Source organism: Microcoleus sp. C2D2, assembly GCF_036702495.1.
Taxonomy (GTDB): Bacteria; Cyanobacteriota; Cyanobacteriia; order Cyanobacteriales; family Microcoleaceae; genus Microcoleus.
The window spans coordinates 1-25,633 of the sequence record NZ_JAUBTO010000126.1; the positions used below are offsets into that span (position 1 = coordinate 1).

The 25,633-nt window shown below is 46.8% G+C and carries 23 protein-coding genes; 13 read left to right on the plus strand and 10 right to left on the minus strand.

Features of this window, described 5'->3' with window-relative positions; translation table 11 throughout:
- Positions 1-107: 107 nt before the first annotated feature.
- Positions 108-1,043 carry an OmpA family protein gene (locus tag QUB61_RS29510; protein WP_333133542.1) on the minus strand — a complete coding sequence of 312 codons (936 nt, stop codon included), beginning with the start codon at positions 1,041-1,043 and terminating at the stop codon, positions 108-110.
- A 126-nt stretch (positions 1,044-1,169) separates the two neighbouring features.
- On the opposite strand from QUB61_RS29510, the gene QUB61_RS29515 reads away from it, so the two are divergent.
- The 3 genes from QUB61_RS29515 (at position 1,170) to QUB61_RS29525 (ending at position 5,893) form a co-directional block, all read left to right on the plus strand.
- Positions 1,170-2,330 (plus strand): RNA-guided endonuclease TnpB family protein, encoded by a 1,161-nt coding sequence (locus QUB61_RS29515; protein WP_333133543.1) that lies wholly within the window; start codon positions 1,170-1,172, stop codon positions 2,328-2,330.
- A gap of 807 nt (positions 2,331-3,137) precedes the next feature.
- Entirely contained in the window at positions 3,138-3,809 is a 672-nt protein-coding gene (locus QUB61_RS29520; RefSeq protein ID WP_333133544.1) for a hypothetical protein, read from the plus strand.
- Between the two features lie 5 nt (positions 3,810-3,814).
- Positions 3,815-5,893: an abortive infection protein gene (locus QUB61_RS29525; protein ID WP_333133545.1), complete on the plus strand. Its 2,079-nt coding sequence runs from the start codon at positions 3,815-3,817 to the stop codon at positions 5,891-5,893.
- Positions 5,894-6,307: 414 nt separating this feature from the next.
- Here QUB61_RS29525 and QUB61_RS29530 read toward each other — a convergent pair whose 3' ends face one another.
- From QUB61_RS29530 to QUB61_RS29550, 5 genes are all read right to left on the minus strand, one after another.
- The gene (locus tag QUB61_RS29530; RefSeq protein WP_333133546.1) at positions 6,308-7,480 is read right to left on the minus strand and encodes a DUF4335 domain-containing protein; all 1,173 of its coding nucleotides are present in this window, start codon (positions 7,478-7,480) and stop codon (positions 6,308-6,310) included.
- Positions 7,481-7,483: 3 nt separating this feature from the next.
- Positions 7,484-8,110, minus strand: a complete 627-nt coding sequence (locus QUB61_RS29535) for a DUF3038 domain-containing protein (protein WP_332959035.1) — start codon at positions 8,108-8,110, stop codon at positions 7,484-7,486.
- 73 nt (positions 8,111-8,183) lie between these two features.
- Positions 8,184-8,345, minus strand: a complete 162-nt coding sequence (locus QUB61_RS29540; RefSeq protein WP_333133547.1) for a hypothetical protein — start codon at positions 8,343-8,345, stop codon at positions 8,184-8,186.
- Between the two features lie 83 nt (positions 8,346-8,428).
- Positions 8,429-8,935: a hypothetical protein gene (locus tag QUB61_RS29545; RefSeq protein ID WP_333133548.1), complete on the minus strand. Its 507-nt coding sequence runs from the start codon at positions 8,933-8,935 to the stop codon at positions 8,429-8,431.
- A gap of 135 nt (positions 8,936-9,070) precedes the next feature.
- On the minus strand, positions 9,071-11,275 hold the full coding sequence (locus tag QUB61_RS29550; protein ID WP_333133549.1) for a cation:proton antiporter domain-containing protein: 2,205 nt from the start codon (positions 11,273-11,275) through the stop codon (positions 9,071-9,073).
- Between the two features lie 432 nt (positions 11,276-11,707).
- Here QUB61_RS29550 and rpsB point away from each other — a divergent pair, with 432 nt between their 5' ends.
- The 7 genes from rpsB to QUB61_RS29585 all read left to right on the plus strand — a co-directional run bounded on the left by rpsB (position 11,708) and on the right by QUB61_RS29585 (position 19,116).
- Complete coding sequence (gene rpsB / locus QUB61_RS29555) at positions 11,708-12,535, plus strand: 30S ribosomal protein S2 (RefSeq protein ID WP_333133550.1); 828 nt, start codon at positions 11,708-11,710, stop codon at positions 12,533-12,535.
- Positions 12,536-12,864: 329 nt separating this feature from the next.
- Positions 12,865-13,530 (plus strand): translation elongation factor Ts, encoded by a 666-nt coding sequence (tsf, locus tag QUB61_RS29560; protein ID WP_333133551.1) that lies wholly within the window; start codon positions 12,865-12,867, stop codon positions 13,528-13,530.
- 323 nt (positions 13,531-13,853) lie between these two features.
- Positions 13,854-14,756 (plus strand): hypothetical protein, encoded by a 903-nt coding sequence (locus QUB61_RS29565; RefSeq protein WP_333133552.1) that lies wholly within the window; start codon positions 13,854-13,856, stop codon positions 14,754-14,756.
- A gap of 4 nt (positions 14,757-14,760) precedes the next feature.
- A complete protein-coding gene (locus tag QUB61_RS29570) occupies positions 14,761-14,925 on the plus strand; it encodes a hypothetical protein (RefSeq protein WP_333133553.1) in 165 nt (54 codons plus the stop codon).
- A gap of 55 nt (positions 14,926-14,980) precedes the next feature.
- Entirely contained in the window at positions 14,981-17,488 is a 2,508-nt protein-coding gene (recG, locus tag QUB61_RS29575; RefSeq protein WP_333133554.1) for an ATP-dependent DNA helicase RecG, read from the plus strand.
- A 976-nt stretch (positions 17,489-18,464) separates the two neighbouring features.
- Complete coding sequence (locus QUB61_RS29580; protein ID WP_333133555.1) at positions 18,465-18,884, plus strand: hypothetical protein; 420 nt, start codon at positions 18,465-18,467, stop codon at positions 18,882-18,884.
- Position 18,885: 1 nt separating this feature from the next.
- Positions 18,886-19,116, plus strand: a complete 231-nt coding sequence (locus tag QUB61_RS29585; RefSeq protein WP_333133556.1) for a hypothetical protein — start codon at positions 18,886-18,888, stop codon at positions 19,114-19,116.
- A gap of 205 nt (positions 19,117-19,321) precedes the next feature.
- On the opposite strand, the gene QUB61_RS29590 is transcribed toward QUB61_RS29585, so the two are convergent.
- The gene (locus tag QUB61_RS29590) at positions 19,322-19,918 is read right to left on the minus strand and encodes a DUF3172 domain-containing protein (protein WP_333133557.1); all 597 of its coding nucleotides are present in this window, start codon (positions 19,916-19,918) and stop codon (positions 19,322-19,324) included.
- A gap of 287 nt (positions 19,919-20,205) precedes the next feature.
- Here QUB61_RS29590 and clpS point away from each other — a divergent pair, with 287 nt between their 5' ends.
- On the plus strand, positions 20,206-20,487 hold the full coding sequence (clpS, locus tag QUB61_RS29595; protein ID WP_333133558.1) for an ATP-dependent Clp protease adapter ClpS: 282 nt from the start codon (positions 20,206-20,208) through the stop codon (positions 20,485-20,487).
- Positions 20,488-20,727: 240 nt separating this feature from the next.
- Here clpS and QUB61_RS29600 read toward each other — a convergent pair whose 3' ends face one another.
- Both QUB61_RS29600 and QUB61_RS29605 read right to left on the minus strand, forming a co-directional pair.
- On the minus strand, positions 20,728-21,057 hold the full coding sequence (locus QUB61_RS29600; protein WP_333133559.1) for an RNA-binding protein: 330 nt from the start codon (positions 21,055-21,057) through the stop codon (positions 20,728-20,730).
- A 287-nt stretch (positions 21,058-21,344) separates the two neighbouring features.
- Positions 21,345-22,625 (minus strand): hypothetical protein, encoded by a 1,281-nt coding sequence (locus tag QUB61_RS29605; RefSeq protein WP_333133560.1) that lies wholly within the window; start codon positions 22,623-22,625, stop codon positions 21,345-21,347.
- A gap of 407 nt (positions 22,626-23,032) precedes the next feature.
- On the opposite strand from QUB61_RS29605, the gene QUB61_RS29610 reads away from it, so the two are divergent.
- Positions 23,033-24,415, plus strand: a complete 1,383-nt coding sequence (locus QUB61_RS29610) for a UDP-N-acetylmuramoyl-tripeptide--D-alanyl-D-alanine ligase (protein ID WP_333133561.1) — start codon at positions 23,033-23,035, stop codon at positions 24,413-24,415.
- A gap of 335 nt (positions 24,416-24,750) precedes the next feature.
- Here QUB61_RS29610 and QUB61_RS29615 read toward each other — a convergent pair whose 3' ends face one another.
- On the minus strand, positions 24,751-24,945 hold the full coding sequence (locus QUB61_RS29615; protein WP_333133563.1) for a Uma2 family endonuclease: 195 nt from the start codon (positions 24,943-24,945) through the stop codon (positions 24,751-24,753).
- 349 nt (positions 24,946-25,294) lie between these two features.
- Between QUB61_RS29615 and QUB61_RS29620 the strand changes: the two genes are divergently transcribed.
- Complete coding sequence (locus tag QUB61_RS29620) at positions 25,295-25,552, plus strand: hypothetical protein (RefSeq protein ID WP_333133562.1); 258 nt, start codon at positions 25,295-25,297, stop codon at positions 25,550-25,552.
- Positions 25,553-25,633: the final 81 nt, after the last annotated feature.

Here is a 25,633-nt window from a genome sequence, read left to right on the forward strand (position 1 = left end):
GGCTGGTGCCCTGAAGCAGAAACCCAATTAGTGATGATTGGGAATCCCCGCTCCTTTAGGACGGGGTGGATGTCAAGCAATAAATCTAGTATCCACAAGTCCCCTGACTAAGGACTAATTGCCACTTCAATGCGGCGGTTGCGCTGCCGATTAGTATCGGAACTATTGTCTACCGAAGGGCTGCTTTCCCCATAGCCGATCGCCACCCAATGATACTTTTGGCCGAGCACACCAGACAAATACTGCACCACAGCCTGAGCCCGCGCCAACGACACATTGCGATTGTCCGCCGCTTCCCCCGCGTCGTCAGTGTGGCCCGCAACCCGCACAGTTGCCCCCTCATAATTGCCCAAATCCGCCACCAAATTGTCCAAAATCGCACTCGTTCCCGGGCGCAAAGAAATGCTGCCAGTATCAAACAAAACATCGCTGGGCAGAGTTACCATCAGCCCATCCCCGGCCAACACCCGATTATTGGCATTCTGTGGCGCAGTATTAACAGTTTCAGGGTTCAGACTCGGGCTGCTGCCGATCGCTGGCAAAGCAGGAACAGGACTTGCCGCCGTTTCCGGCCCCGCCAATTCCCGCGACATCAACTGCAACCGCTTTTCCAAAGTTTCCGTCGGGCGACTGATGCCCAACTGACTTTCCAAAGCCGCCGTGCGGCCGATCAGCGCGTTGATCTCGCCCTGCAACTGCCTCAAATCCGACTGCAATTTCTCTCTCTGGGCAGGACTGACTTTTGACTGGGGACTCGGTGTAACCGTTGGTGCCGGCAGCGCCGGAATTTGCTTTGCTGGTGTGAGTTCCGGGCTGGGGGTCAAATTCTGAGTTAGACGCACCAATCTTTCTGCCAGTGGCATCTCGGCCGCCCCGGAGGGATAAATTTGAGCGATCGCCATCCCCAGAACCCAGGCAAAACCGCTGCCTACCCCCAGTAGCAGCAGCCGAAAAATCAGCGACAGTAAAAGCAAACCTTTTCCCCGCGACTTGGAGACGCGAGTCGGGGGGATTGAAGGTTTTTGGTTAAAAGATCGCGTCATATTTCCTGCTCTACAAAACTTGGCTCAATTTTATCGAAAAATTGGGTTTAAAACCTCCCCCTTCTAGGGAGACTTTACTTTTGTTTCACTTTATGTTACCATAGCAAGTATAGTTTGGTAAGTGCAATGTTAAAAGCCTGCAAGTACAGAATCTATCCGACTCAAGAGCAATCTATATTGCTTGCTAAGTCGTTTGGATGTGTACGGTGGTTTTACAATTTTGCGCTTAACCTAACCAGTGAAACTTACAAAGCGACAGGTAAGGGTTTAAGTCGAAACGACATCATTAATTTGTTACCTTCGCTGAAAAAAGAATATGAATGGTTAACAGAAGCACCTTCACAATGTTTACAGCAAGTAGCATTGGATTTGTCGAGTGGTTTTTTGAACTTTTTTGAGAAACGGGCTAAATACCCAAATTTCAAGAAAAAGGGACAAAAGCAATCTATGCGATTCCCACAAGGAATTAAATTAGATGGCGACTATCTCATGTTGCCAAAACTAGGTAAGGTTTACTGCAAAGTATCTCGATTGCTCGAAGGAAAGTTAAAATCTGTTACCGTATCGCTAAATCCATCAGGTGAATACTACGCCGCTTGTCTCTACGATGATGGTAAAGATAAGCCTATTTCATCGTCAGAGGGAAAAGCTATTGGTGTAGACATGGGGATCAATCATTATGCAATTACGTCCGACGGGACTAAGCATGGCAACCCCAAATATTACCGTAAATATGAAGTTAAACTAGCCAAGAGACAAAAGCAACTTAGTCGCAAAGAAAAAGGGTCTAGGAATCGTAACAAAGCACGGATTAAAGTTGCTAAAGTGCATGAAAAAATCACCAGATGTCGTGAAGATTTTCTCCACAAACTAAGTCGTAAATTAGTTGACGAAAACCAAGTCCTAGTGGTAGAAAATCTGGCAGTTAGAAACCGGGTAAAAAATTCCAAACTAGCTAAATCAATCAGTGATGCTGGATGGGGTCAATTTTGCACCATGTTGAAGTACAAGTCAGAGTGGGGGGGAAAAATTTACATCGAAATCGATAGATTTTTTCCCAGTTCAAAAACTTGTAGTAACTGCTTACATCAACTAGATAAGCTGAGTTTAGATATTCGTAGCTGGCAATGTCCCAAATGTCAAACGGTACATGACAGAGACATTAACGCCGCCATGAATATCCGCGATGAAGGTTTACGACTTTTGGCGGGAGGGCATCTCGCTAACGCTTCCAGACAACGTGTAAGACCATCTAAAGGCACTGCTTTTAGAGGCAACGTTGGATGAAGGAAGAATCTGGGCCGTTTTACGGCCGGGAGTTGTCAACTAGACATTATAGCACACAACGGAGCGTCTGTCAATATTATTGCCATAATTCGCTTGAGGGAGAGTAGGGAAAGCTTATTGACAACTATCCGCCCTAGAAGGGCAGAGATTCTTGTATCATTCAGTCCACTTAATAAGTACAGCTTCCTGTACTTACCGCAAGATGGTTCTGTCCTCAAGCTTTCGACTCATTGCAGAGTCTTCCGTGTGCCCCACGGTACAATTCAAAACCCAAAATACTGGTTTCTGTGGTACTTGTTGCTCGAAGTTTTTACCCGCACAAGCTTTTGAGCGCTCAAGCCCATAACTTCAGTTTTCAAGGTGCGTTGCCGAAAGGCGACTGGGTTTTTAATGTGGTTGAATACCCTAGCCACATTACAATATTATCACGACCAAGAATAAAAAGTCGTCCTAAAAGGACGAGGCTTTAGACCCTGTAATTTTCGGTAAAGTATGAGGTGATTAGGTCAAACTCCCTGTCAGTTCACATACCATGTTAATTTCGATACTATTTTACCTGTGAGATTTTAATAAAACTTGAGTTAAGTTATGTAACGAACTAAATTAAGTTAGGAAGCCTTGCCCCCGCAAGCCGATCGATTTTAGATTTTAGATTGGGGGACAAATCTAAAATCGGAAAAAGAAACCCGGTTTCTACAAATCAGGGGTTTGGCGGCGAAGCATCGAGGCAGAAAGCGGGTTTCTAGTTTGTTGCGTGCAAGCCTGAATCTGTTGGATAATCCCGTAAAAAGTTTGGAAAAAAAACCGATGACTGACCCTTTAAATAGCCCTTATCCCGTTCCTTGGGAATGGATTAGTGCCACTCATGCTAAAGTGAGCTCAACTGCCGGCACAGGCCTCCGCTACTATCGCAGTCCTTCCCTCGTTTCAACTAACGGCCAATACGCGGCTTACAGTCGAATTGAGTTGCAAGTACAGCCCCAATTCGCCCGGTGTCGGGTTAGCAGCGTCATGTTTGTGGAAAATCTCAAAACCGGGGAACTGCAAACAGTGGCGGCTGCTTCGCCGCTGGCGGAAAGCGGAATGTATGCTAGCGAGGACACCGATATGTCCGGGACGATCGCCATTTTAGTGCCTGTTTCTTGGAATCAAGAGGGTTCCCGCGTTCTCGCCCGCGAATTTGAAGCACTTTTCAACTCTTCCGATATGTCCGACTACGGTGTCATTTGGGACAAAAATGATAATTACACTTATACCGTTGCTCCCGCTCGCAGTCTTTACACTCATGCTGTATTGTTGGGTTGGAGTCAAGTTTGTCCCGGACAAGTTCTGTTCCGCGCCGGCAACTTGGGCGATCGATCTTGGCCTCTTTGTGCAGTTGATATGACCGGCCAAACGATAGCTGTCAGCGAGGACAAACCCCTAGTTTTCGGCAGTCAAGCCAGCACAGACTGGATCGAACCTAAAACTCGTTTTTAGATATTATGGCGGTATTTTCTTTGATCGTGCCCACATTTTTTTTACTGTCAGGTCAATCTTTCAACCAATTCATTTTGACTCTGGCGCTGATAGTTCTGGCTGTTATTTCCTGCCTAACAGCTTTTATTTTTATTCGGATTTTCCTCAATTATTTGCAGGCTAAATTAGAGGAAAACCGCCATTTGTTTAGACGAGCATTCAAAAGAAAGACTGGAAATTCAACCGCTAATATTTCCGAACCTGAAAAGGTTTTTTTAGAACCGCAATTCGTAGAAAGTGACGGCAAATTAGCTGCTGCTATTTTGGAAGCCGAAACCGATATTTCAGAACCGCTTGAGCCGGAGATAATCTGCGAAAATTCAGCAGCAGTTGCCCATCTCTACAAGCCGATCGCTCTTTGGCACGGACGGTTAATTTTGCCCTCAAACGAACAGCGCCAGCCCTACGGTACAGTATTTTTTGAAGTAATAAATGCACCGAAAAAACATCAAAATTTTATTGGTAAAACAGCATTTTTGAAATGGAGTACAAATCGCGAAGTACAGTTTTTTGTCCACGCAGTAACGCAAGATATCAACTTCACAAAACAGGCTAAAGATAGTCAAAAATCTGGCAACATTCATCCAGATAGATTGAACGGCTGGCGAAATGTAGGCCCTTTAGAAACTCTAGCAGCCACCAGACTCGAAGACAGCGTGACTGTGATGCTACGCAGGCCGGTGATTGCGATTAATTATAGCAGCAGCGATCGCCACGAACTCACGATCGATCGCGAACCAGTACAAATTATCGGACGTTTATGCGCCTTCGTATCAATTTTGCACCGAAAAGAACCCGACAGCGACAAATTTATTGTCCGGCATTTCAACAAAAAATCTAAACAATTTGACGGGGCCGCCGAAATCATTCGGATTCCGCAAGTACAGCCAGACAACAATGGCGTAGCGAGGTCTACCAATCATCTGATAGAACAATCGCCATTAAATTCAGACGGCTGGTACATTTACGGTGAAAGAGACGAAGACAGTATTTTTGTAGTGCAGGCAATCGAACCCCGCAAAATTGCCCAATTAACACCAGATGAAACACATTTCGGTCTGGAAAAATCTCTGGCTTATTTAAGCAGGAAAAATTGGGCAAATACACCAGCACAAAAAGGGCAAGCAAAAATAGTATTGTTAACCCCAAATGATGCTACAGAAAACACTTCAATCTCCCCTTGGCAAGAAGGAGATATCGGGATAGTGATTCACTGTTTCGGCGGTATCGGCGGCAAAAAAGGCGAACAGACAACGCTGGGAATTGTCACCGGACATTTTGCTTTCGGAGTAGCAAAAGTGGTGCGCGATCGATTTACCAGCGAACTGCGTTTTGACATAGAATACAAACAAGTTTACGCCCACAATCCCGACGGAATTGTTGCCGGTTCCAGCAAATGGCAAACTTACATGGGAGACTTGCAGCGCGGCTGGTTGGGCGATCGGCCGGTTTGCGATATCATCTGTAAATTAGATTGCGTGTGTTGCGACTACGATTTTGGCGGCATCACCTTGTCGCCTTTAACCGAACTAAACCAGCAACTAGATATCATGATGGCCCGCTACCGCACCGGAGACGGCACCGGCGCAAGTTTAGTCACGCCAGCAACTTCTTGCGTCCAAGATTCAAGCCAGGCAATTTACGCGACAATTAAAAAAATCACTTCCGAAATAGAGTCAAATCCTCAGATTCAAGACTGGCTGAAAACAAATCCCGCCGCCGCACAAACTCAAAGATTTCACCAGTTAGTAGCTTTAGGAGAGAGTTTAGAAAAAGTATTAATGCCCCTCGGCATTGTCCGTCCAGATTGGCACAAAAATTCGAGATTAGCGGGGATTGATTCGGGACTGAAAAAAACCTCTTTTGTTGGTATAGCGAACCTGATAAAAGCTGCTATTAGTTACCAAACAATGCTGCCCAGGCGCACCCAAGAGGAAATAGCCAAAATTTTCTTAAAACAAGGAGAATTTTTGTGGATAATTCGCACAAATCAAGTCGGGGGATTTGACCCAGATATTGAGCCTACCGCACCGACAGGAATTTGAATCCTAAAAAAACAGTGTGCCAGTTCAGGGTGCGGAATGTGGGTTTGAATCCTACAGCACTTACGCACTACGACCAAAGAAACCGGGTTTTTTAGCGAATCTGCGGCTTACAACGCGTATTTTCGTAAAAAACCCGGTTTCTGGGCCCCCACGATCAGACTCGGCGGTTAAAACTGAGATGTTGCACCATTCTCAATAAGCTTTTTAGGAACAGGCAAGATGCCTGTGAAGCGAGAAAATTCACTCTTCGCTTCACAGGCATCTTGCCTGTTCTTGAGAATGGTGCAAGATGTGAGTTAAAACCGATCCTACACAAACTTTCGTCCTAGCAGAGAAGGACTAAAGAATAAAAGGGCTATGAAAGCCGGATTTGATTCAGTTAACAGTCAACAGTTAACAGTCAACAATCAACCCTTACCAAGGAGTGACTTGAACTTTGCCGTCCGGTGCAAAAACTACTCGGAAATCAGCCAGCGGTTCCGCAGGTGGCCTGCTGCCAACCGGCTTGTAAAGCAACTCCGACAACGGCGTTTGGGATGTATCGACTGCTGCCGAATTCTCCGACTTGTAACCGACAATCGCCCCGTCTTGGGCGACACTCACCCGATAAACCAACTCCGCATCAACCGGAGGCTTATTCTTCACAACTCCCTCAATTTGCTGGGAAAGTTTGCCCTTCAACAGCTCAATTTCCCCTGGATCGGTAATTGGCACGGCTGCCGCCTCAGGGCTTGCCAAACCTTCAGAAACAGGACTCGGCGTGCTTTCCGGCGAAGTGTTCGACTGCGGTGCGGCCAACGGTGAAGCGTCCGACTGCGGCGCGGGGATCGGAGTCGGCGAACTCGATTCAGGGTTCGGAGTTTGAGCCCCAGGCAGCAAACCGTCAGCGGCAGGCGCAGGATTGGGATTAGGCGAACCCGATCCGCCCGGAGTCGGCGTTCCGAGATTCTGGCCCCCAGCATTGGGCTGCGGCACCGGATCTCTGGGGCGCTGGACTTCGGGCACTGGCACCAAGAAAAACGCCATCGCAGCCAAAGCCAAACTCGACACGCCCACGACAGCCGGCAAACTCCGCTTCGCCAAAGGTTCGGCAGACTTGAGGTAACGCTTGGAAATTGGGGTTAATTGCAGTGACAATTCCGGCAGCGTCTGTGTGTCGGCAAAAAACTGATCGATCGCTTCGACTAAGTCAAATAGCTGTACCGTCGTCAAATCTACTTTTGCCGACAGTTCTGTTTTTTGATCGATTTGGCTTGGGCTGCCTGTTTCGGTGGGTAGAACGGTCAACCGATGCAAATTCCCGTCAATTCTGTGCAACTGCACCATACCCAAATTCGGGCCGTAGCGATCGGGATAATGCACTCCGCTCATAAATTCTTGAGCGTAGCTGCTGACGACCCTGACCAAGCTTTCAAAAAACTCTCGTCCCCCGCTTAGGGGCTCGCCCAGACCGGTCACATAGCATTCAGCGCTCATTAGTATGGAAAGCACCGGCCGTTTATCTAACTGGCTGGTTGCCGATCCATCGCTCAACCCTTCTAGAACCAGGGTGCAATTTGGCAGACTGTACTGACGCCTAATAGTCATTTTTTATTCAACTTCTCCATCAAACAGGCTAACCCAGAAGCGCTGCATTCCGGCTGTGCCTGTACAAAATAGCAGGTTGCTCAACAAGTTCAAAGCTAGTTCGTTGAGCTTGTCGTCGGAATCGTAAGCTGCAACTAGCGATCGCTTGGGGTTCATGCGCGATCGAAAGTGAGCTCGAAAGCGTTCTAAATACTCGGCCAGTGGCAAGTGCTGGTTGAGGGGAATATTTCTCGATCGCAACTGCTGCGAGTCTAGCAGCAATTGCCGAATTGTCGCGGTTAACTTGCGCGCCATATTACAGGCGATCGCCACCAGCGCTTTTGCCTCCACCATGGTAAGGGAGCGGCGCTGGGTGTAGCGTCTCAGCGGGTTAGTATTGCGCATCAGCCAAAGGGCAACCCGATTTTTGATTATTGATTCCAATTCCAGGTCCTTTGACACTGCCAGCATTTCTTCAGCACCTCCGAGATACAAGGCTTCGATCGCCAGCAACATCAAGTCAATTTGCAATCTGGCCCGGCGGGGACATCCCCCATCGGAGGGCGACAAGTCTGGCAAACTGTCTAAAATCAACGGGTTTGACTGGGTAAGCGAAGTTTCTGACGGCATTAATATCACGGCAACATCCATTCCAAACAAACTATACGGGTATGTGGGGTCTCGGGCATGACAAATTCAGAACCGACGACTCCTCAGCGATACTTTATTTCGATCGTTGACTTTTATGTATATCTTTACAATCTAGCAGCAACCGACCGTCGCGGGCGAGTTCCGGCGAGAGTTCGATCGCCCCATCGGAATTATAATTTTTCCCGGGTCGGGCTGTAGTTTCCGAAAGCGAGCGTCCCGCTCGCACCCTCGACATCCTTCCGACCTCACCGGAATTAATATCACAGAGTCGGAAACCGAGCAAGAATTTGACAATTATCGATTCCCTATTGGGATCGATCAATGTTCATTCTTCTGGGGTTTAGGCGCCGCTTCTTTTTGAGCCGTAAAATCAGTAGCCCCCGCCTTATCAGTTAGACTAATTTTTCCCTTGAGGCTTTCTCCCTCCAAAATTCCTCGCATTTTAACAGAACTGTTTTGACCCGTTGCTGTGGAATCGCTGCAACCGGCTAAATTAGGAACCGCACCCGACAAACTCAATCCTTGATTTTCCCACTTGCCATGTAGAGGAGGTGTCTCCTCGGCTATTTTTTCGCTATCGGCTTCGCTGCTGCCCGATCGCAAATTACCGCTCAAATAAACACCTGATTGCTCGATTGTCAAGACCAAGAAATCAGATTTCAGACATTCGGGCAAACTTTGAGCATCGAAGCGATAACTTCCCCCAATTGCCGGGGCCGCCTTTAAATTTGTTTCGCCGTAAGCACTCACTACTTTAAACAGCAGCGCAACTGAGCCGATCGCAATTCCGTAAAATGCCAGCGATTTGAGGCTTAAATGATTCATAATCTTGGTAATTGGTAATTGGGCATTGGCCCGCGCAGGGCATTGGGCATTGGGCAAACAGGGCATTGGGCATGGGTACTAACTCACAAATAACCAATAACCAATAACTAATAACAACTGTCAAAAGTCAACTGACTACCTTTGAGGAAGTACCGACGCCAAGTGCGATCGCACTTTAACGTAGCACCGCGCAATCAGCAGCGAAGAATGACACTGCACAGCCAATTCATCAGTATACTGTCCCAAAGTTTGGCGCTCAATTCCCCACTCCCGACTCGTACCCGCAATAGTCAAATCAGCATTAGCAGAAGCCGCCACCACTGCTTGAATTGGCTCAGCAGCCTCCACAATCGGAGTTTCAATGCGCGATCGCACCTCAACCGGCAACTGATCCATCACTCGCTGAAAATCGTAACTCAGCTCATTTCCCGATTCCCCGTCAACCGCCACCCGCAGCACCGTCAAACGGCGTTCCTCGCTATTAACTAACAGTCTCAGCGCCAATTCTAACCCCAAATCATCGTGAATGTTTGCCGCGTAAGGTACTAACAAGTTATTCAAATTTTCCCGACCTCTGTCAACAAAAATTGCTACATCCACCTTAGCGTTGCTGAGAATTCTGCCGACACGTCCTCCCAAACGGTTGCTGCTAAAAGTAGGCCTGTGCCATCCTACTAAAATCAAATCCGCGCGATCGATCTCCGCAATTTGTGCCGTTTCCCGGGCTACATCATTAGTAACCCGAATGATGGGATGTACGAATTTTCTCCCCTCGGGCAGTTCCAAACTATCAATCAATTCTGATAATTTCGAGCGGCGCTCTTGAATAATGCGATCGGCTTCCACAGGCGTACTTTCAAAGGCATAATCATCATTTAATTCTATCAAACTCAGAGGATGAACCGCCGCCGACTGTAAATCGTCACCACCCATACCAGCAGCGGGCTGCGCCAGCGCTACCGCTAGTTGCAGTAAACCTTTCTGCGTGCTGGGATTGGCAACCGGTACTAAAATCCGATAAGTTGGCAGCAATTTTTTACCTGTTTCTTCGCTGCTACGGGCAATTGGTGAATCTTCTAATTCTGAATCATCAGAGCTAACTTCTGAAATATCTAACCTAATTAACCGTTTTGGATAAGTCCACTCCAACAGAGGCGAAGTCATAAAAGTTGTGACTAAAGCCATGATGACTAACATCGTAAATAGTAGCGGCGAAACTACACCCAGGGAAAGACCGATATTCAGCACAATTAGTTCAGTCAAACCGCGAGTATTCATCAGCCATCCCAGCGCAGAAGCTTCGCGGTTGCTGATGCCACAGACTCGGGCCGCCACGTAAGTGCCGACGTATTTGCCGATAATTGCCACTCCCAAAACTGCGGCGCACAGCAGCCACAATTCGGGACTGTTAAGCAGGCCGATTTGAGTCCGCAAACCGCTGTAAGCAAAAAAGACGGGCAGCAGAAATATCAGGACAAAATCTTCGGTTTTCTCAGCTAATTCTCTGGTTAATCCCGCATTTTTCGGCATGGCGGCACCCAGCAAAAATGCACCGAAGATTAAATGAATGCCGATCAATTCAGTAATTAAGGCAGAAGCTACAACTCCCATGTAAATTCCCGACAGCACTAACTGTGTTAATCTGCCGGTGCGGTTGTAGTGGTGGGAAATGCGCTGCAACAACCATCGGACTACAGTCATCATGAAACCGATGTAAATTAAAGATGCAAAAATGGTTGGCAAAGCGCCCAGCATGGAGTTAGTTCGAGTAACTGCGATCGCCACCGCCAACAAACACCACGCGGTCACGTCGTCTACCGCAGCGCAAGTCAGGGCCAGCGTCCCCAATTTTGTATTCTGCAAGTTGTGTTCTGTAATAATTCTTGCCAGCACCGGAAAGGCAGTAATTGACATCGCAGCGCCTAAAAATAGGGCAAAGGCTGTAAACGAAACGCTATTATTTGAAACGATGGGATACAGCAGCAGCGCTAGCAAGCTTCCCAGGGAAAACGGCACTAAAATGCTGACGTGAGAAGTTAAAATCGCGATATCTAAATTGCTTTTGAGATACTTGGGATTCAGTTCCAAACCAATCAAGAACATGAAAAATATCAGCCCCACCTCAGACAGCACGTTGAGGAAGGGAATGGCTTCGGCTGGAAAAAGTGCTGTTGCGGTGGCTGGTGCAACTAAGCCAAACAGAGAAGGCCCGAGCATAATTCCTGCTACAATTTCTCCAATGACTTGAGGTTGTTTGATAGATCGAAATGCTAAACCGACAAGCCTCGAAAGTGCGATGACAATTAGAACTTCAAGCAGGACGAGAATGGGGATGGGCATAGCGTTTTTAGCTTTGGGATTTTTGCGGATCGAGATGGCACGGCAGTAAAGCCGACAGAATTGGCGAGCGAAAAAAATGGATACTAGCTCGATCGAAGGTAGAAGGCACTGCGTAGGCGCACCAACAACGCCATTCTCTCACAAGCCAACAAAGGCTTTGGCAACATCCCCCCTGGATTTTTCGTTTTTAAGAAGCGCTTGCTTTGTAACTCTAACCTCCGCCTGCGCACCCCGCACTAAATCTCACCTCCGGGTGGCCACCAGCCATCCAACCCTAGGGATATAAGATTGTCAGAAAAAGTAGCGCGCGCTGTGATAAACTAGAAAAGTTGTTTAAATTCGCACATCCGGGTTTTCGGGTGTTTCGAGGGCGCAAACCTTCAGAAATACGACCGGGTGGAGGATTAACCCGAATCAGGAGTTAAAAATACAATGCCAGTAGTCAGTTTGGCTCAAATGTTAGAGTCAGGGGTTCACTTCGGACACCAAACCCGCCGGTGGAACCCGAAAATGTCTCCCTACATTTTTACAGAGCGCAACGGGGTTCACATCATCGACCTCGTGCAAACCGCTCAGCTTATGGAAGACGCCTACGAGTACATGAGAGTGGCCTCAGAAAAAGGCAAAAAGTTTTTGTTCGTGGGTACGAAGCGCCAAGCTGCCGGGATTGTAGCCCAAGAAGCTCAACGCTGCGGTGCTTATTACGTCAACCAGCGCTGGCTGGGGGGAATGCTCACCAACTGGACGACTATTAAGTCCCGAGTGGAGCGCCTCAAGGATTTGGAGCGCCGCGAGGAAATCGGCGCCCTCGATTTGCTGCCGAAAAAAGAAGCTTCGGTGCTGCGCCGAGAAATGACCAAACTCCAGAAATATCTGGGCGGGATTAAATCTATGCGCAAGATTCCCGACGGAGTGGTGCTGGTAGACCAACGTCGCGAGTATAATGCGGTGTTGGAATGCCAAAAGTTGGGAATTCCGATAGTCTCTCTGTTGGACACCAACTGCGACCCGGATTTGGTGGACATTGCGATTCCGGCGAACGACGATGCTATTCGATCGATCAAGCTGATTGTCGGCAAGTTGGCTGATGCCATCTACGAAGGTCGTCACGGTCAGCAGGGCGGCGACTCTGAGGAAGACTACGACTACGAAGGTGGCTACGACGGCGCTGAATATGATGTCGAAATCGAAGAATTGGATGACCCCAATTATGTAGATCCCGACGACGCAGACGCTGAAGGCGAAGAAACCGAGAGCTAGTATTGCCCTCGTAATCTGACACCACGAAATTAAAAATTAAAGATTGAAAATTAAAAATAATTATTATTTTTAGTTGGATATTTTTAATTTTTAATTGTACATGGCACGAGTCTAAGTCATTAGTAGAGTTCTGGCAAAAGCATTCATTGTGCCAGCGCCAGAATTTATTATGGCGCTACACGTACAAAGTCCGCCCTAAGGTAGACTGGGTATTTCTTGACTCTTGTCCAATCATTAACATTAAGATTAGTGACTGATGACTGATGACTAATGACTGATGACTAATGATTAATGACTAATAACTAATTTTGATTGGGAACTTAAAGAAGATGGCGGACATATCTGCAAAACTTGTTAAAGAACTGCGCGACAAAACCGGCGCGGGCATGATGGACTGCAAAAAAGCCCTCGTTGAAAACGATGGCAATATCGAAACATCCATTGAGTGGCTGCGGAAAAAAGGTCTGGCTTCGGCAGGTAACAAAGGTGGACGAGTTGCCTCAGAAGGTATAGTAGGCAGCTACATTCACACCGGCGGCCGCGTGGGAGTGCTGGTGGAAGTTAACTGCGAAACAGATTTTGTGGCACGTCGCGAAGAATTCCAAAAGTTGGTGCGGGATATTGCGATGCAAATTGCAGCTTGCCCGAATGTGGAATATGTGAAAGTTGAAGATATCCCCGCCGAATTTGTCGAAAGAGAAAAGGCAATTGAAATGGAGAAGGACGACTTGGGCAACAAGCCGGACAACATCAAAGAAAAGATTGTTCAAGGCCGTATTGACAAGCGCTTGAAAGAGTTATGTTTGATGGATCAGCCTTTTATTAGAGATCAGAATATCTCGGTGGAAGAGTTGGTGAAACAAACGATCGCCCTAATAGGAGAAAATGTCCAAGTGCGCCGCTTCGTGCGTTTTGTCTTAGGCGAAGGCATTGAAAAGGTAGAAGCTAACTTTGCCGAGGAAGTGGCAGCCCAAATGGGTGTTCAAGAATCTTAAATTAAGATGGAAAATTAAAAATTAAAAATGTGAAACCTGGATTTTTTGCATTTTTAATTTTTAATTTTTACAGGACTTATGGACAGACTATATTTGTAGGTGGCGCAGTACGCACCTTACTACTTCAGATAGCGTAAAAATTTAAAAGTTGCGTAAGTCTGAGATATTGCACCATTTTCAATAAGCCTTTTATGGGCGGGCCCTCCTGCCCAACCCCTACTCCCCACAATAAAACTCAGTCTTTGTGGAACAGGCATCTTGCCTGTTAAGCCAGAATGGTGCAATATCTCAGGTAAGTCCTATTTTAATTTTATACGAGAGATATGGTGCGAGCAAGAGAGCGAATAGAGCAAGATTTGGCAGCACTCGAAGAGGCTTTAGCAGCCTTGACTTTGGAGTTTCAGAGTACCTACGAGGGTTATTTAACTGCGTTGGGACAAGCGGTGCGGCAGCAGTTAATTTTGGCTTGCTATCACCTTTGCACTCAAGCAGTACCGGAGTCGTTTCTCAAGTTGTCCTTCGACGGGCGGCAAAAAATGCAGCAGTCTGTAAGGCGTTTGGCTGCTGCGTCGGAGGAAAAATTGCGATCGCTGGTGACTGAATCAGAGGCAGAGGCAGAGGCAGAGGAAGAGGAAGAGGAAGAAGAGGAAGAAGAGGAAGAAGAGGAAGAAGAGGAAGACGAAGAAGACAAAAAGGAAAAAAAAGAACTTTCCGCCACTAACTATCTATTTTCAGTGGCAAATTACCAGGTGCCAACTGCCAATTCCCCGGAAAGTTTGGCGCGCTGGCAAAATAGTATTGAAAAGTCGATCGCCCATATTATCAAGCTGCTTTCTCGCGACACCAACCGCTTGCTGCAACAGTCGGGAATCTTGCCCAGTCAATTGCCAGAACCTGTTCTAGAAGCTGCTTCTGGTGCTGAATCGTCCGGCGACAGCGTTGCCGGACCGCCTAACTTATTAAACTTAATCATTGAAACCGATGCCTCATCAGCATCGCGAAACTTGGCAGAAACATTGGCTAGTAGGGCGCTGCACATTACAGCGGTTAAACTGCGGCTGTCGGAAATAGAGTTTGCCGATGCGGGAACCTCGGCTTGGCGCCAGCAAATTCGCAACCTTTCTGTAAGGTTGAACTCGCTAGGCCGCGATTATCAGAAAAAGCAGCGGGAACTCGCTGTGGTGGAGGCTGAGTCGGCTTGGCGATCGAGTTGGTTTGAAGATTGATCGGATGTTGAAGGAAGAAGGAAGAAGGAAGAAGGAAGAAGGAAGAGGGAAGAAGGAAGAAGGAAGAGGGAAGAAGGAAAAACGTACAACTTTTAAGCTATTGGAAACCCGGTTTCTTAAAGAAACCCGGTTTCTCGGTGTTATACTTTTTTTGGTGGAAGCTTCTTAAAAGAAAAAGTTAAAATTTAAAATCTAAAATCTAAAATCTAAAATCTAAAATTGATATGACTATCGATCGACCAGAATGGCAGCGATTGCAAAAAGCTCTTTCCGTAGAAGCCGATCGCGGATTTAACGACATCCAAGGCAGTCAATACCGCTTCAGCGAGTTTCTGGGCCTCAGTTTAAGACAGCTTGCAGTTGCTGTGGCGGCTTCTTCGCGCGATCGAGCCAGACAACTAGCCGCTGAATTTGACATCTACCCTCAGAAGGATCTCGAACAGCGCCAGCACTCGATCGCCATTACGGTCAGTTTTCTGAGGCAAATGGAGCAAGTTTGGGAACAAGAAACTCGCCACCAGCAAGAAGAATCACGACAAGTCAGACCCGCAAACCCAGACGTACCAACCGCCCCAGCAGTTTCCGTTCCCCGAACTGCACCCGTGAGTTCAGCACCCCCACCCCCGGGCCTGACTCTCGACCAACAGTTAACCCGCACCGCCGGCATCGGCCCCGCCAACGGCAACCGCTTGGCAAAACTGGGTTTATACACTGTATACGACTTGCTTTACTACTATCCGCGCAACCACATCGACTATGCAAAGCAAGTACAAATTCGCGATCTGGTAGCTGGGGAAACAGTCACTTTGATCGCCCAAGTAAAGCGCTGCAATTGCTTTTCTAGTCCGAAAAATAAGAAGTTAACCATATTAGAAGTAATTTTAAAAGACCGCACCGGAGAAATAAAAATTAATCGTTTTTTTGCAGGCCCTCGCTACAGTAATCGCGGTTGGCAAGAATTCAAAAAGCGCGAGTATTGTACTGGTGCGGTGCTGGCAGCTTCGGGGTTGGTGAAGCAGGGTAAATATGGAATTACTTTAGAAAATCCTGAGTTAGAAGTATTAGACGACTCCGACGGTGCGATCGAATCAATGAAAGTCGGCCGCCTGATACCAGTTTATCCGCTGACGGAGGGGGTGGATGCTGGTTCGGTGAGGCGATCGATTTTGGCTGCAATGCCGGCGGCGAAAATGTTGCCAGAATCGCTACCAGAGGATTTGCGCGATCGTTACGGTTTAATGGGTTTAGCCGATGCCGTGACTAATATTCACTTTCCGCTCGATCGAGATTGTTTGGCCGCCGCCCGCCGGCGCTTAGTTTTTGACGAATTTTTCTACCTGCAATTAGGACTTTTAAAGCGCCGCCAAACCCAAAGGAAAGCTCAAGCTAGTGCAGTCATCCTTCCTAGTGGCAAATTGATCGAACATTTTTATGAAATCTTGCCTTTTGCCTTGACTAATGCTCAGGAAAGAGTAATTAACGACATCCTCAACGATTTAGCTTCGTCGCAACCGATGAACAGATTAGTGCAAGGCGATGTCGGTGCTGGCAAAACCGTAGTAGCCGTCGTGGCAATGCTAGCAGCAATTCAATCCGGCTATCAAGCCGCTTTAATGGCCCCTACAGAAGTTTTAGCAGAACAGCACTACCGCAAATTGGTAGGTTGGTTTAACTTGATGCACTTGTCTGTCGAACTGTTAACTGGTTCGACAAAAGTAGCAAAGCGCCGGGAAATTCACAGCCAGTTAGAAACCGGAGAATTGCCTGTTTTAGTGGGAACTCACGCGCTGATTCAAGATACGGTGAATTTCCATAAATTGGGTTTGGCGGTAATAGACGAACAGCACAGATTCGGTGTGCACCAGCGCGCTAAATTGCAGCAAAAAGGCGAAGCTCCCCACGTTCTGACGATGACGGCAACTCCCATTCCCCGGACGCTGGCGCTGACGCTGCACGGGGATTTAGATGTGAGTCAAATTGATGAACTCCCCCCCGGTAGGCAGGCGATTCAAACCACTGTACTGTCTGCCAAAGAACGCAGCCACGCTTACGATTTGATTCGGCGGGAAGTGGCGAGCGGGCGTCAAGTTTATGTGGTGCTGCCACTGGTGGAGGAGTCGGAAAAGTTAGACGTGCGATCGGCAATTGAGGAACAAGAGAAACTGCAAAAAACCGTATTTCCTGAGTTTAAGGTGGGTTTGCTCCACGGCAGGATGAGCAGTGCTGACAAAGATGAGGCAATTACAAAGTTTCGAGACAAAGAAACTGATATTTTAGTATCTACTACTGTGGTCGAAGTGGGAGTAGACGTGCCGAATGCCACGGTAATGCTGATTGAAAATTCTGAGCGTTTTGGACTGTCGCAACTGCACCAGTTGCGGGGTCGAGTCGGTCGGGGCAGCAACCGTTCTTATTGTTTGTTAATGCCCGGTTCCAAAACGGCGGAAGCTATGCAGAGAATGAAGGTTTTAGAACAATCTCAAGATGGCTTTTTTATTGCGGAAATGGACATGAGATTGCGCGGACCTGGTCAGGTTTTGGGAACTCGGCAGTCTGGTTTGCCGGATTTTGCTTTGGCGAGTTTGGTAGAGGATCAGGAGGTTTTGGAGTTGGCGAGGGCGGCGGCTCAAATGGTAATTGAGAATGATGAAAGTTTGAATCAGTGGCCGGTGGTGCGGGATGAATTGGAGCGGAGATATCAGCGGATGATGAGTGGGTCGATTTTGACTTAGAGAGTTTTGAACGCAGCAACGGGGTTTTTATGGGAAAGAATATCGTGAAGGGCGATCGACAAAAGTATAAAAAACCAGTTTATGATGACACAACCTCCGCCATTTTATTGTATAGCCTTTCTCAGAAAGATGAGGTATGATGTAACGGGTGCATCTCACTTTTGCAAATACATCAAGTGGAAAGTTGACCATTAAGATAAGCACAGCGAATAGAAAGGATAGAGGAAACATTTCAGGGGGCGACAAGCGCCCCTGAACCTTTACAGGCGTCTGTTTTCGTGTGATCGACTCGTCAAAAAAATTTCGTCTTATTGACAAAATAATCTCAAGAGCGAAAAAGTACCCGGTCGTGATAAAAAAGAAGGGTCTCGCTAATACCACAAGACCCCAATCAATAAAATGTTACCCTCATTCTATCACTCGATACTAGAAAAATACCGCCATCCCAACACAATTACTTACTCTTCAAATGTTCGCACAAGTTGTTACAGACTCAAAAAGAAGTCAGAATAGAACGATTAGCGGCAACCCTGCAATTGCCGATCTTACAAAGTAGTCGCCGCCGCCACATACAACGATTTTTACAGATTAAAGCGCTCAGCATACTTGTGCTCTGGTTCCCGATCGTCTTGCGAGGTAATATCTCGTCAGCTAAAAGCCGGGAGTCAATTAGTCATTGCATTGGATAGAACCCAAGGTCAAGAGTATAATGTCTTAATGGTAAGTGCGATAGTTCAAAAAAGGGCGTTTCCTATATTCTGGACGCTGCTAGATAAACATGGGGCTTCTAACGCAAGTCGAACAACAACAAGTGTTGCGTCCAGTAATTCGCTTGTTAAAAAGATATAATATCGTTTCCGGTTGCATCGGAATGATAAAGTCAAGGTCAATAATTCCACATTCCCCCACGGACGACTCCCCACTCCCAACGGACCATCATTCCGGTGTAACCGGAATTGATATAAATTAGTAATTGTTGGCTCCGCGAGAATTTCATAGCATAGAGCTGGCGCAATGGTTACACCGTCAGCATTTGAGTTTTGTCCTCCGTCAAAAATGCAATACTACTTTCCGAGAAAAAAGACAACCATTTCAATCACTAGATACCATCCCTATTCAACCAGGTATTCATCTCTTTTATCAAAAAATTAGTTTCACTCAAAAGAAAGGCTTTTCTCGCTTTAACTTAGCTGCTTATTGGAAGAGAAAATATCGAGTAAAACAAGAAGATGAACCTTGGTATCTGTTAACGAATATTTCAAGTTTGAAAAGCGCGATGCCGTACCGCCCCGCAAGCTACGGAGTTTATAGCAAACGTTACGGTATCGAAGCAATGTTTAAAGACTGTAAAACTGGAGGATATAACGAGCGAGGGTTCTCAAGCATCACCGGATAAATTGATTGCTTTAATAATTTTAATAGCTTTAGCCATGACTTCGGCGTGGTTACAAGGAAAAAGAACTAAGCTTCAGGGACAAGAGAAATATGTTTGTCGGATTCAAGAAACAGGCAGAACTAGGAGAAGACATAGCAACTTTTGGATTGGTTTGTATGGCTCTAATTGGCTAATTGCTGTTGACTCCTGTCAGGAGTGGGTAGAGTCCATGCTGAGGCAAGGTTCGCAATAAAAAGTCATTTTATCAAAAGGGATTGAGAGCCATAAAGCTTATGGAACAAGCACTTTAGCCTCGTTGTCGCCCCCTGAACCTCGGGCTTCAAAATCTACTTACAGCAGTTTTCCCTTGTATGAAATAAAGTAGGGACTTAGGCTAAGCCTAAGTCCCTACCCGAGCATATGTACTTCACTCAACTGACAACCGCTATATCGGCGATTTAGAAATTTTGACCTTCAGCGGCTGGAGCTATCGAACCCGGTTGGTTGAGGAACAGGTTTTTAGCGCCGTCGTTTTGGTAGATACAGTTAATTTCCGGTTGAGCTTCCAGCGGGCCGGTGAAGCCAAAGGTGTTCATGCGATTTTTGCACTCCCGCACTTGGTCTTGGCTGATGAGTTTTCTTTGTTCAAGAATTGCCCAGTTATTGGTCCGCAAGACGCATCCGGGGCGCATACTCGGCTGCGAGATGTAGACGTTGAAGGGGTTGAGGGTGACGTAGAGGCGCATATCTGTCACCATCGCGCTTGCTCCAAACTGCACGCAAAGTTCTGGGTTCGGGGCGCTGCGATCGATAAATTCGCGGGATGCTACGTTCTCGGGGCTAATTGTAGCGGTGGAGCTAAAGGCAATGCCAATGCCAATTCCCAGAATAAAGACGGCTGTTAAAATCCCTAGGGTGGCGGAATTGAGGAAAGAGGGTTTGCCGGACTGAGGTTCACGCCGCGACTGTCCGCCAAATGAGCCGGAGTCTTCATCTCCCCGGGATGGGTCGCCGCTGAATCTTTCGTCGTTGTAGGATTTAGGTTTGCGTTTCATATAAGGTTCCCTCAGTTCTGGAGACTCAACAGGTAGTAGTTTGTCATTTTTAACCGATCTCGCCTTTCTAATATTATGGCGCTAGGAAGGTGGTTGCGGATGGCCCAGGACACCCCCTCTGGGTTTGGTTTGGGGTTCACAGCTCGCGATCGACCAGGGTACTGCCTTGTCTGAATTTTCAGATTTCAATAAAATAACTGAAAGTGAGATAGTCTTGCACAGCGGAGGAATCCGGCTCAAGATTGTTGACAAATTTTAACATTTTACAAGTCAGGAGGTATAGATTAGTGTCTGTCGAAATTCTTCAAAAGTCTTCCACAGTCCGCAAGCTTGCACCGCGCTACCGCGTTCTGCTGCACAATGATGATTTCAATCCTATGGAGTACGTGGTGCAGACTTTGATGGCGACGGTACCGAGTCTGACTCAGCCACAGGCTGTGAATGTGATGATGGAAGCCCACACTAACGGGATGGGACTGGTGATTGTTTGCGCTCTCGAACACGCTGAGTTTTACGCTGAAACGCTCAATAATCACGGATTGAGCAGCAGCATCGAACCTGACGATTAGAATCTGATGGCACTGCAACGGCTTCGCCCAGCGCGTTTGTGAGTCATACCGTCAACCCTCATACCAAAAAGCCAAGGGCCTAACCCTTGGCTTTTTGGTATATTTAATGCGGTAGATATGGAAACTTGAAGAGCATAGGTTTTTCGGAACGGGCCGAAAGTGGTTCGGAGCTAGGTGAGCTCGATCGCCAATTTCAACTCTCCAATCTCAAATCTTTATCCGAGGAAATTAATGAGGATATTAATAACGTCCTCCTCCGCCTCCTCCTCCTGCGCGATTAAATTTTCCAGGGCCGCCGCCCCGGTTGCCACCGCGGCCGCCATCATCTTCGCGCGGCTTAGCTTTGTTAACTTTGAGGTCGCGACCCATCCACTCTGCTCCGTCGAGAGCAGTAATGGCTGCATCTTCTTCAGCATCTGTTGACATTTCTACAAAACCGAAGCCGCGGGGGCGACTGGTTTCTCTGTCGGTAGGTAGATGTACTCGCTTAACGGTTCCGTATTCGGCGAAGACGTTGGTGATGTCTTCTTGGGTAACTTGGTAGGATAAGTTACCGACGTATATCGACATGAGGAATAACTCCAAAATTTAGACAGTGCGAAGATTTCAGTTTCGGAGAGTTCCCTGCCGATACAGAAGGGCAAGTTTTTAGACAATTCTGTAGCAATGAACAAAGCCTGCAACTGAATCTGATTCACACTTGGTACTTTAACATAGAATTATCGTCTTATGAGTAGGTTTCAGCAGTTAATTAAGTCGTTCTAATTAAACGTAAAACTTTTAGGGTTTTCGGCAACCTGGTTTCTCGGTGTGATGTTTTGTGAAGGTGGAAGCAGAGAAAGTTCTGGCGCGCCCTGTCACAGCAGGAAAGATACATCCACCTTGCCAAAGTTGGTAGTCAAAGCTAGGTTCACGTTTTCCAGGGCCTTGACTAACCACACCACCCCTTCTCGGGTAGAAAATTCGTAGTGACCGAACAAAATTGCCAACCGCTTTTCCAGGTAAGGCTTGACTTTGCCGCAAATTAGCACGATCTTTAGCAGCAAACCTGTGGTTTGGGTGGGGCCGAGGTTGGAGATCAGGTCGATGAAGACAAAGTGGTTGGGCCGCGCAGGACTCTCTACTACTAAAAAGTTTAATAACTGGCTGCAAGTTCTGATCATTAAAAATTCGTTGAACTTCTGAGCATCGTTGTGGGGAAAGGTCTTTTGTAGTTGCTTATACAATTTTTCGTTAAATTGGCGTTTGCCGTAGCGATCGTCGCTGACAGAAGAAATCAGATATTCGTACAAGTCGTCTTTAAAGGAGCGGTAGGACCCTGCTGTGCTGGCGTTCGCCGTGAAGCGGTCCGCTAGCTGTCTGTAGGTATCGGCTCCTTCTACTTTCCCCACAAATTGCTTGAGGGCAAAGAACAGTTCCGGGTCGCTCAACAGCGTCGGGTTGTTTATATTCTGTATACTTCGGTTGAAAGTAATTGAGGTTTCCCGGCGAGCTGTTTGGGCTTTTCTCACTTGGTGAGCGACGTATTGCGAGAGGTTGACTTCAAATTGCTGCTGCTTTTGAGCTTGGATTTTTTTAATGATTTTTTGCTGATCGTAGGTGCTGTCGTCGCTGAGGAGGCAGTGTTTGTAGAGGTAAGGGTAGCGGGGAATTAAGGTTCCCAGGGCAAGGGTAGCTGGGGTTTTGCTGTTGCTGCTATCTTCATTGCTGTGATTTATGACTTTGGCTAAGCGTTGGAGGGTGAGGTACTGTTCGCTTTCAGTAAATTGATTTACTAATTTGGGGAGAGCGGCTCGCCCCCGCGATCGACTGTATCCCACTAGTATTTTGGGCGGTTCTTCAAACACAGCGATCAATTCAGGGATGGCTGCTTGCTTGTTAGGGTAAGTTTGCCAGCGGTTGATCAGGATGTGGCAGCAGCGGTTGAGGATGTACTTGAATTCTTGTTGGGCGTTTTCTGAGGCTGCTATTTTTTCGAGTGCGTCGGCGACGGAGCGATCGGGATATCCGCTACCCTCGATAAACAAAGTGCGAAAGCGGCTGATGAGTTCGGCCGGCTGCTCTACTTGTACCAACTCCAGCCAGTGGTTGTAAAGTAGCTGTTCTTGTTCCTGGCTTTGTCTGTTGTAGTCGTTCACTGTGGATTAACCCTCCGAGGCTGGGGCAGGAGCTTTCAGCGCTCTTAGCTTAATAAATTGGCTCTTGAAGTGCAACAATTGAATCAACCGAGCTTTTCGCCGGATGAGGCTTAGGGGTAGAAGCTGTCAGCACCTTAAGCCGCTCAATTTTTTTGCTTAGTTAAACTATTTACCAATACCAGCATGACATAAATTGTTGGTAATTAGCAAGGCCTTAAATCACTATAGACTTTGTAAAGTATTGGTAAAGATTGTGGGTGGGTCGGGATAATTTCTTGGTTGGCTGACAATTTAGTATTAGGATTGTCAAGGTCAATCCTGGTCAGTCGCCCCCTGTCAGTTAAATTTGAGGTCGGGGAAGGTAGGATTAGCTGTGAAAATAATTATTTGAAATGTGAGTGCTGGTTATGGTTTGTCGCGTAAGTATCGCCCAACTTGCTGAAATTTTAACTGTACCTTTGCCTGCTGTGCCTGAGGGCGTTTTAACAGCTTTAGGGACAGGTATTGCCACAGATACGCGCACTCTTGAGGGGGGCGAAGTATTTTTGGCGCTGCGGGGAGACAATTTTGACGGGCATCAATTTGTGGCAAAAGCCAGGGATTTGGGGGCGATTGCGGCGATAGTCGATCGAGATTGGCAAGAGGAATTGCCTAATTTTCCGCTGTTGCGTGTTGACGATACTTTAAAAGCTTACCAATCGATCGCAGCCTGGTGGCGCGACCAATTCAGTATACCTATAGTTGCTGTTACTGGTTCGGTCGGGAAAACTACTGTTAAAGAATTAATTGCCGCGGTTTTGTCAACGAGGGGAAATGTTCTTAAAACTCAATATAACTACAACAATGAAATTGGAGTACCAAAAACTCTGTTGGAGCTTTCGCCGTCACACAATTATGCTGTAATTGAGATGGGGATGCGGGGCCTGGGTGAAATTGCGCTGCTGTCGCAAATAGCGCGACCGAGTATTGCGGTGATTACTAATGTAGGAACGGCGCATATTGGGCGATTGGGTTCCGAAGAGGCGATCGCGAACGCTAAGTGCGAGCTGTTAGCCGAAATGCCTGCTGAGAGTATTGCTATTCTCAATCACGATCATCATAGATTAATGGCAAGTGCGGCGAAAGTTTGGCAGGGAAAAACTTTAACTTACGGGTTAGAAGGTGGGGATTTGTGCGGGGAATTACTAAATAATGATACAATACTTCTACATGGTATGGAGTTGCCACTGCCATTACCCGGGCGTCACAATGCTGTGAATTATTTGGCGGCTTTGGCGGTAGGAAAAGTTTTAGGTATTGATTGGGATGTTTTAAAGCAAGGTTTGTCTGTGCAGTTACCGGATGGACGGGCGCGCCGCTACGATTTGCCCCAGGATATTGTGATTCTGGATGAGACTTACAATGCTGGTTTGGAGTCGATGTTGGCGGGGCTGAGACTGTTAGCAGATACTCCGGGAAAGCGCCGGATTGCGGTGTTGGGAACGATGAAGGAATTGGGCGACAGGGCGATCGAATTTCACCGACAAGTGGGAAGGGCGGCGCGAGATTTGCATCTGGATGCTTTGTTTGTTTTTGCTGATTTTGAGGAAGCCGCGGCGATGGCTGCGGGTGGGGCAGGTTTGCCTTTTGTACAGGTAGAAGATATTGCGAGGGAGAATTCCCGCGAAAATTTAGCAAGGCATTTAATCGAGTTTGTCACACCGGGCGATCGTATTTTATTCAAGGCATCTCATTCGGTGGAGTTAAATCGAGTTGTGGAGAAGTTTCGCGCTGATTGGGCTGGCGAATAATATCATATCCGCGTCAAGAATTATAATTAAGTTCGTAGGGATGATGAAAGTCCTCATAAAACTCGCTGGGAATGAAGTCCTCGCTACAAACCTATTTTTTACACGACGAGATGATATCATCTCCAAAGTACGCGCGTGCGGAGCTATCTTCCCGCAGGGGTTCCCGAAGGGTAGGGAATCGCCCTCCTTCACTCTCCTGGCTGAATTTTACTCCTCACCCACTCCCGGAACAACCGCAGCAAAGCCTTTTCTTTTGTAGTCTTTTTCAGTTCCAAAAACCGCAGTATTTCAGACTTCAAGACAAAAGGAAACGTTGGAGAAACCTCGCACTCTGCCTATTCATTGCCTTCTAACTGATAGATCGTTAAACGCTTCCCATCGTAGCGCCAAACTTCAGGTACGCCCAAACTTGCGTAAAGTTCTAGACGATGGATCGAACTGCGGGTAATGTCAATTTCAATAGCTAAATCTGGTGGTGGGTCTTCATTGAGATCGATTTGTTCTTTATTCGGAGCTTTCGTACTTACTATGCTAAAATGTTAGTAAATAGTCGGTATCACAGTTAATTATGAAAAAGGTAATGACAAAACTGCTAAACCTACCTGGAGTTATAGTATAAGATAGCAGACAGACAGAGGAAACGTTAATTTTCGCAAGTTCAAGCAGAGACAAAAACAGCAACCTGCCTACACTGTGGTCGATTTAGTCATCGTCTCAATCAAAATAATGGACATTTAGTTAAAGATTTACCAATGGGGAATCGAAGTAATTTTAAGAGTAAGTCCTCCGCAACTTAAGTGCAATAATTGTAAAAAACCTTTCATTTAAACATTAAGTTTTCTCGCAAAACGCCAAGGTTTTACCAATAGATATGCAGTAATGATTACCGAACAGGTAATCCATAGTGACGTTAATAACGTAGCTAAAAATAATAGATTAACCAAGGTCGAAGTCTGGTCAATGGTAATGTTTATAGTTGAGTCAATCATGCCCATTAACGTAGAGCAACTGAAACGGTTAGGCAGAAATGAAATTAGTTTAGTTAAAAGACAAGAAAAGTTGATTGGAGTTTTAGTATACCTAGACACACATAAGCTAGTAGGGCTAATGTCATCTCCAACACAATCAGAAATATAAAAGGGTAAGGATTCAGGTCTTTGATTGAGGAACAAGAGAAGGCATGAAAAAGCCACAAGAATGGGCAGATATAGCATCACG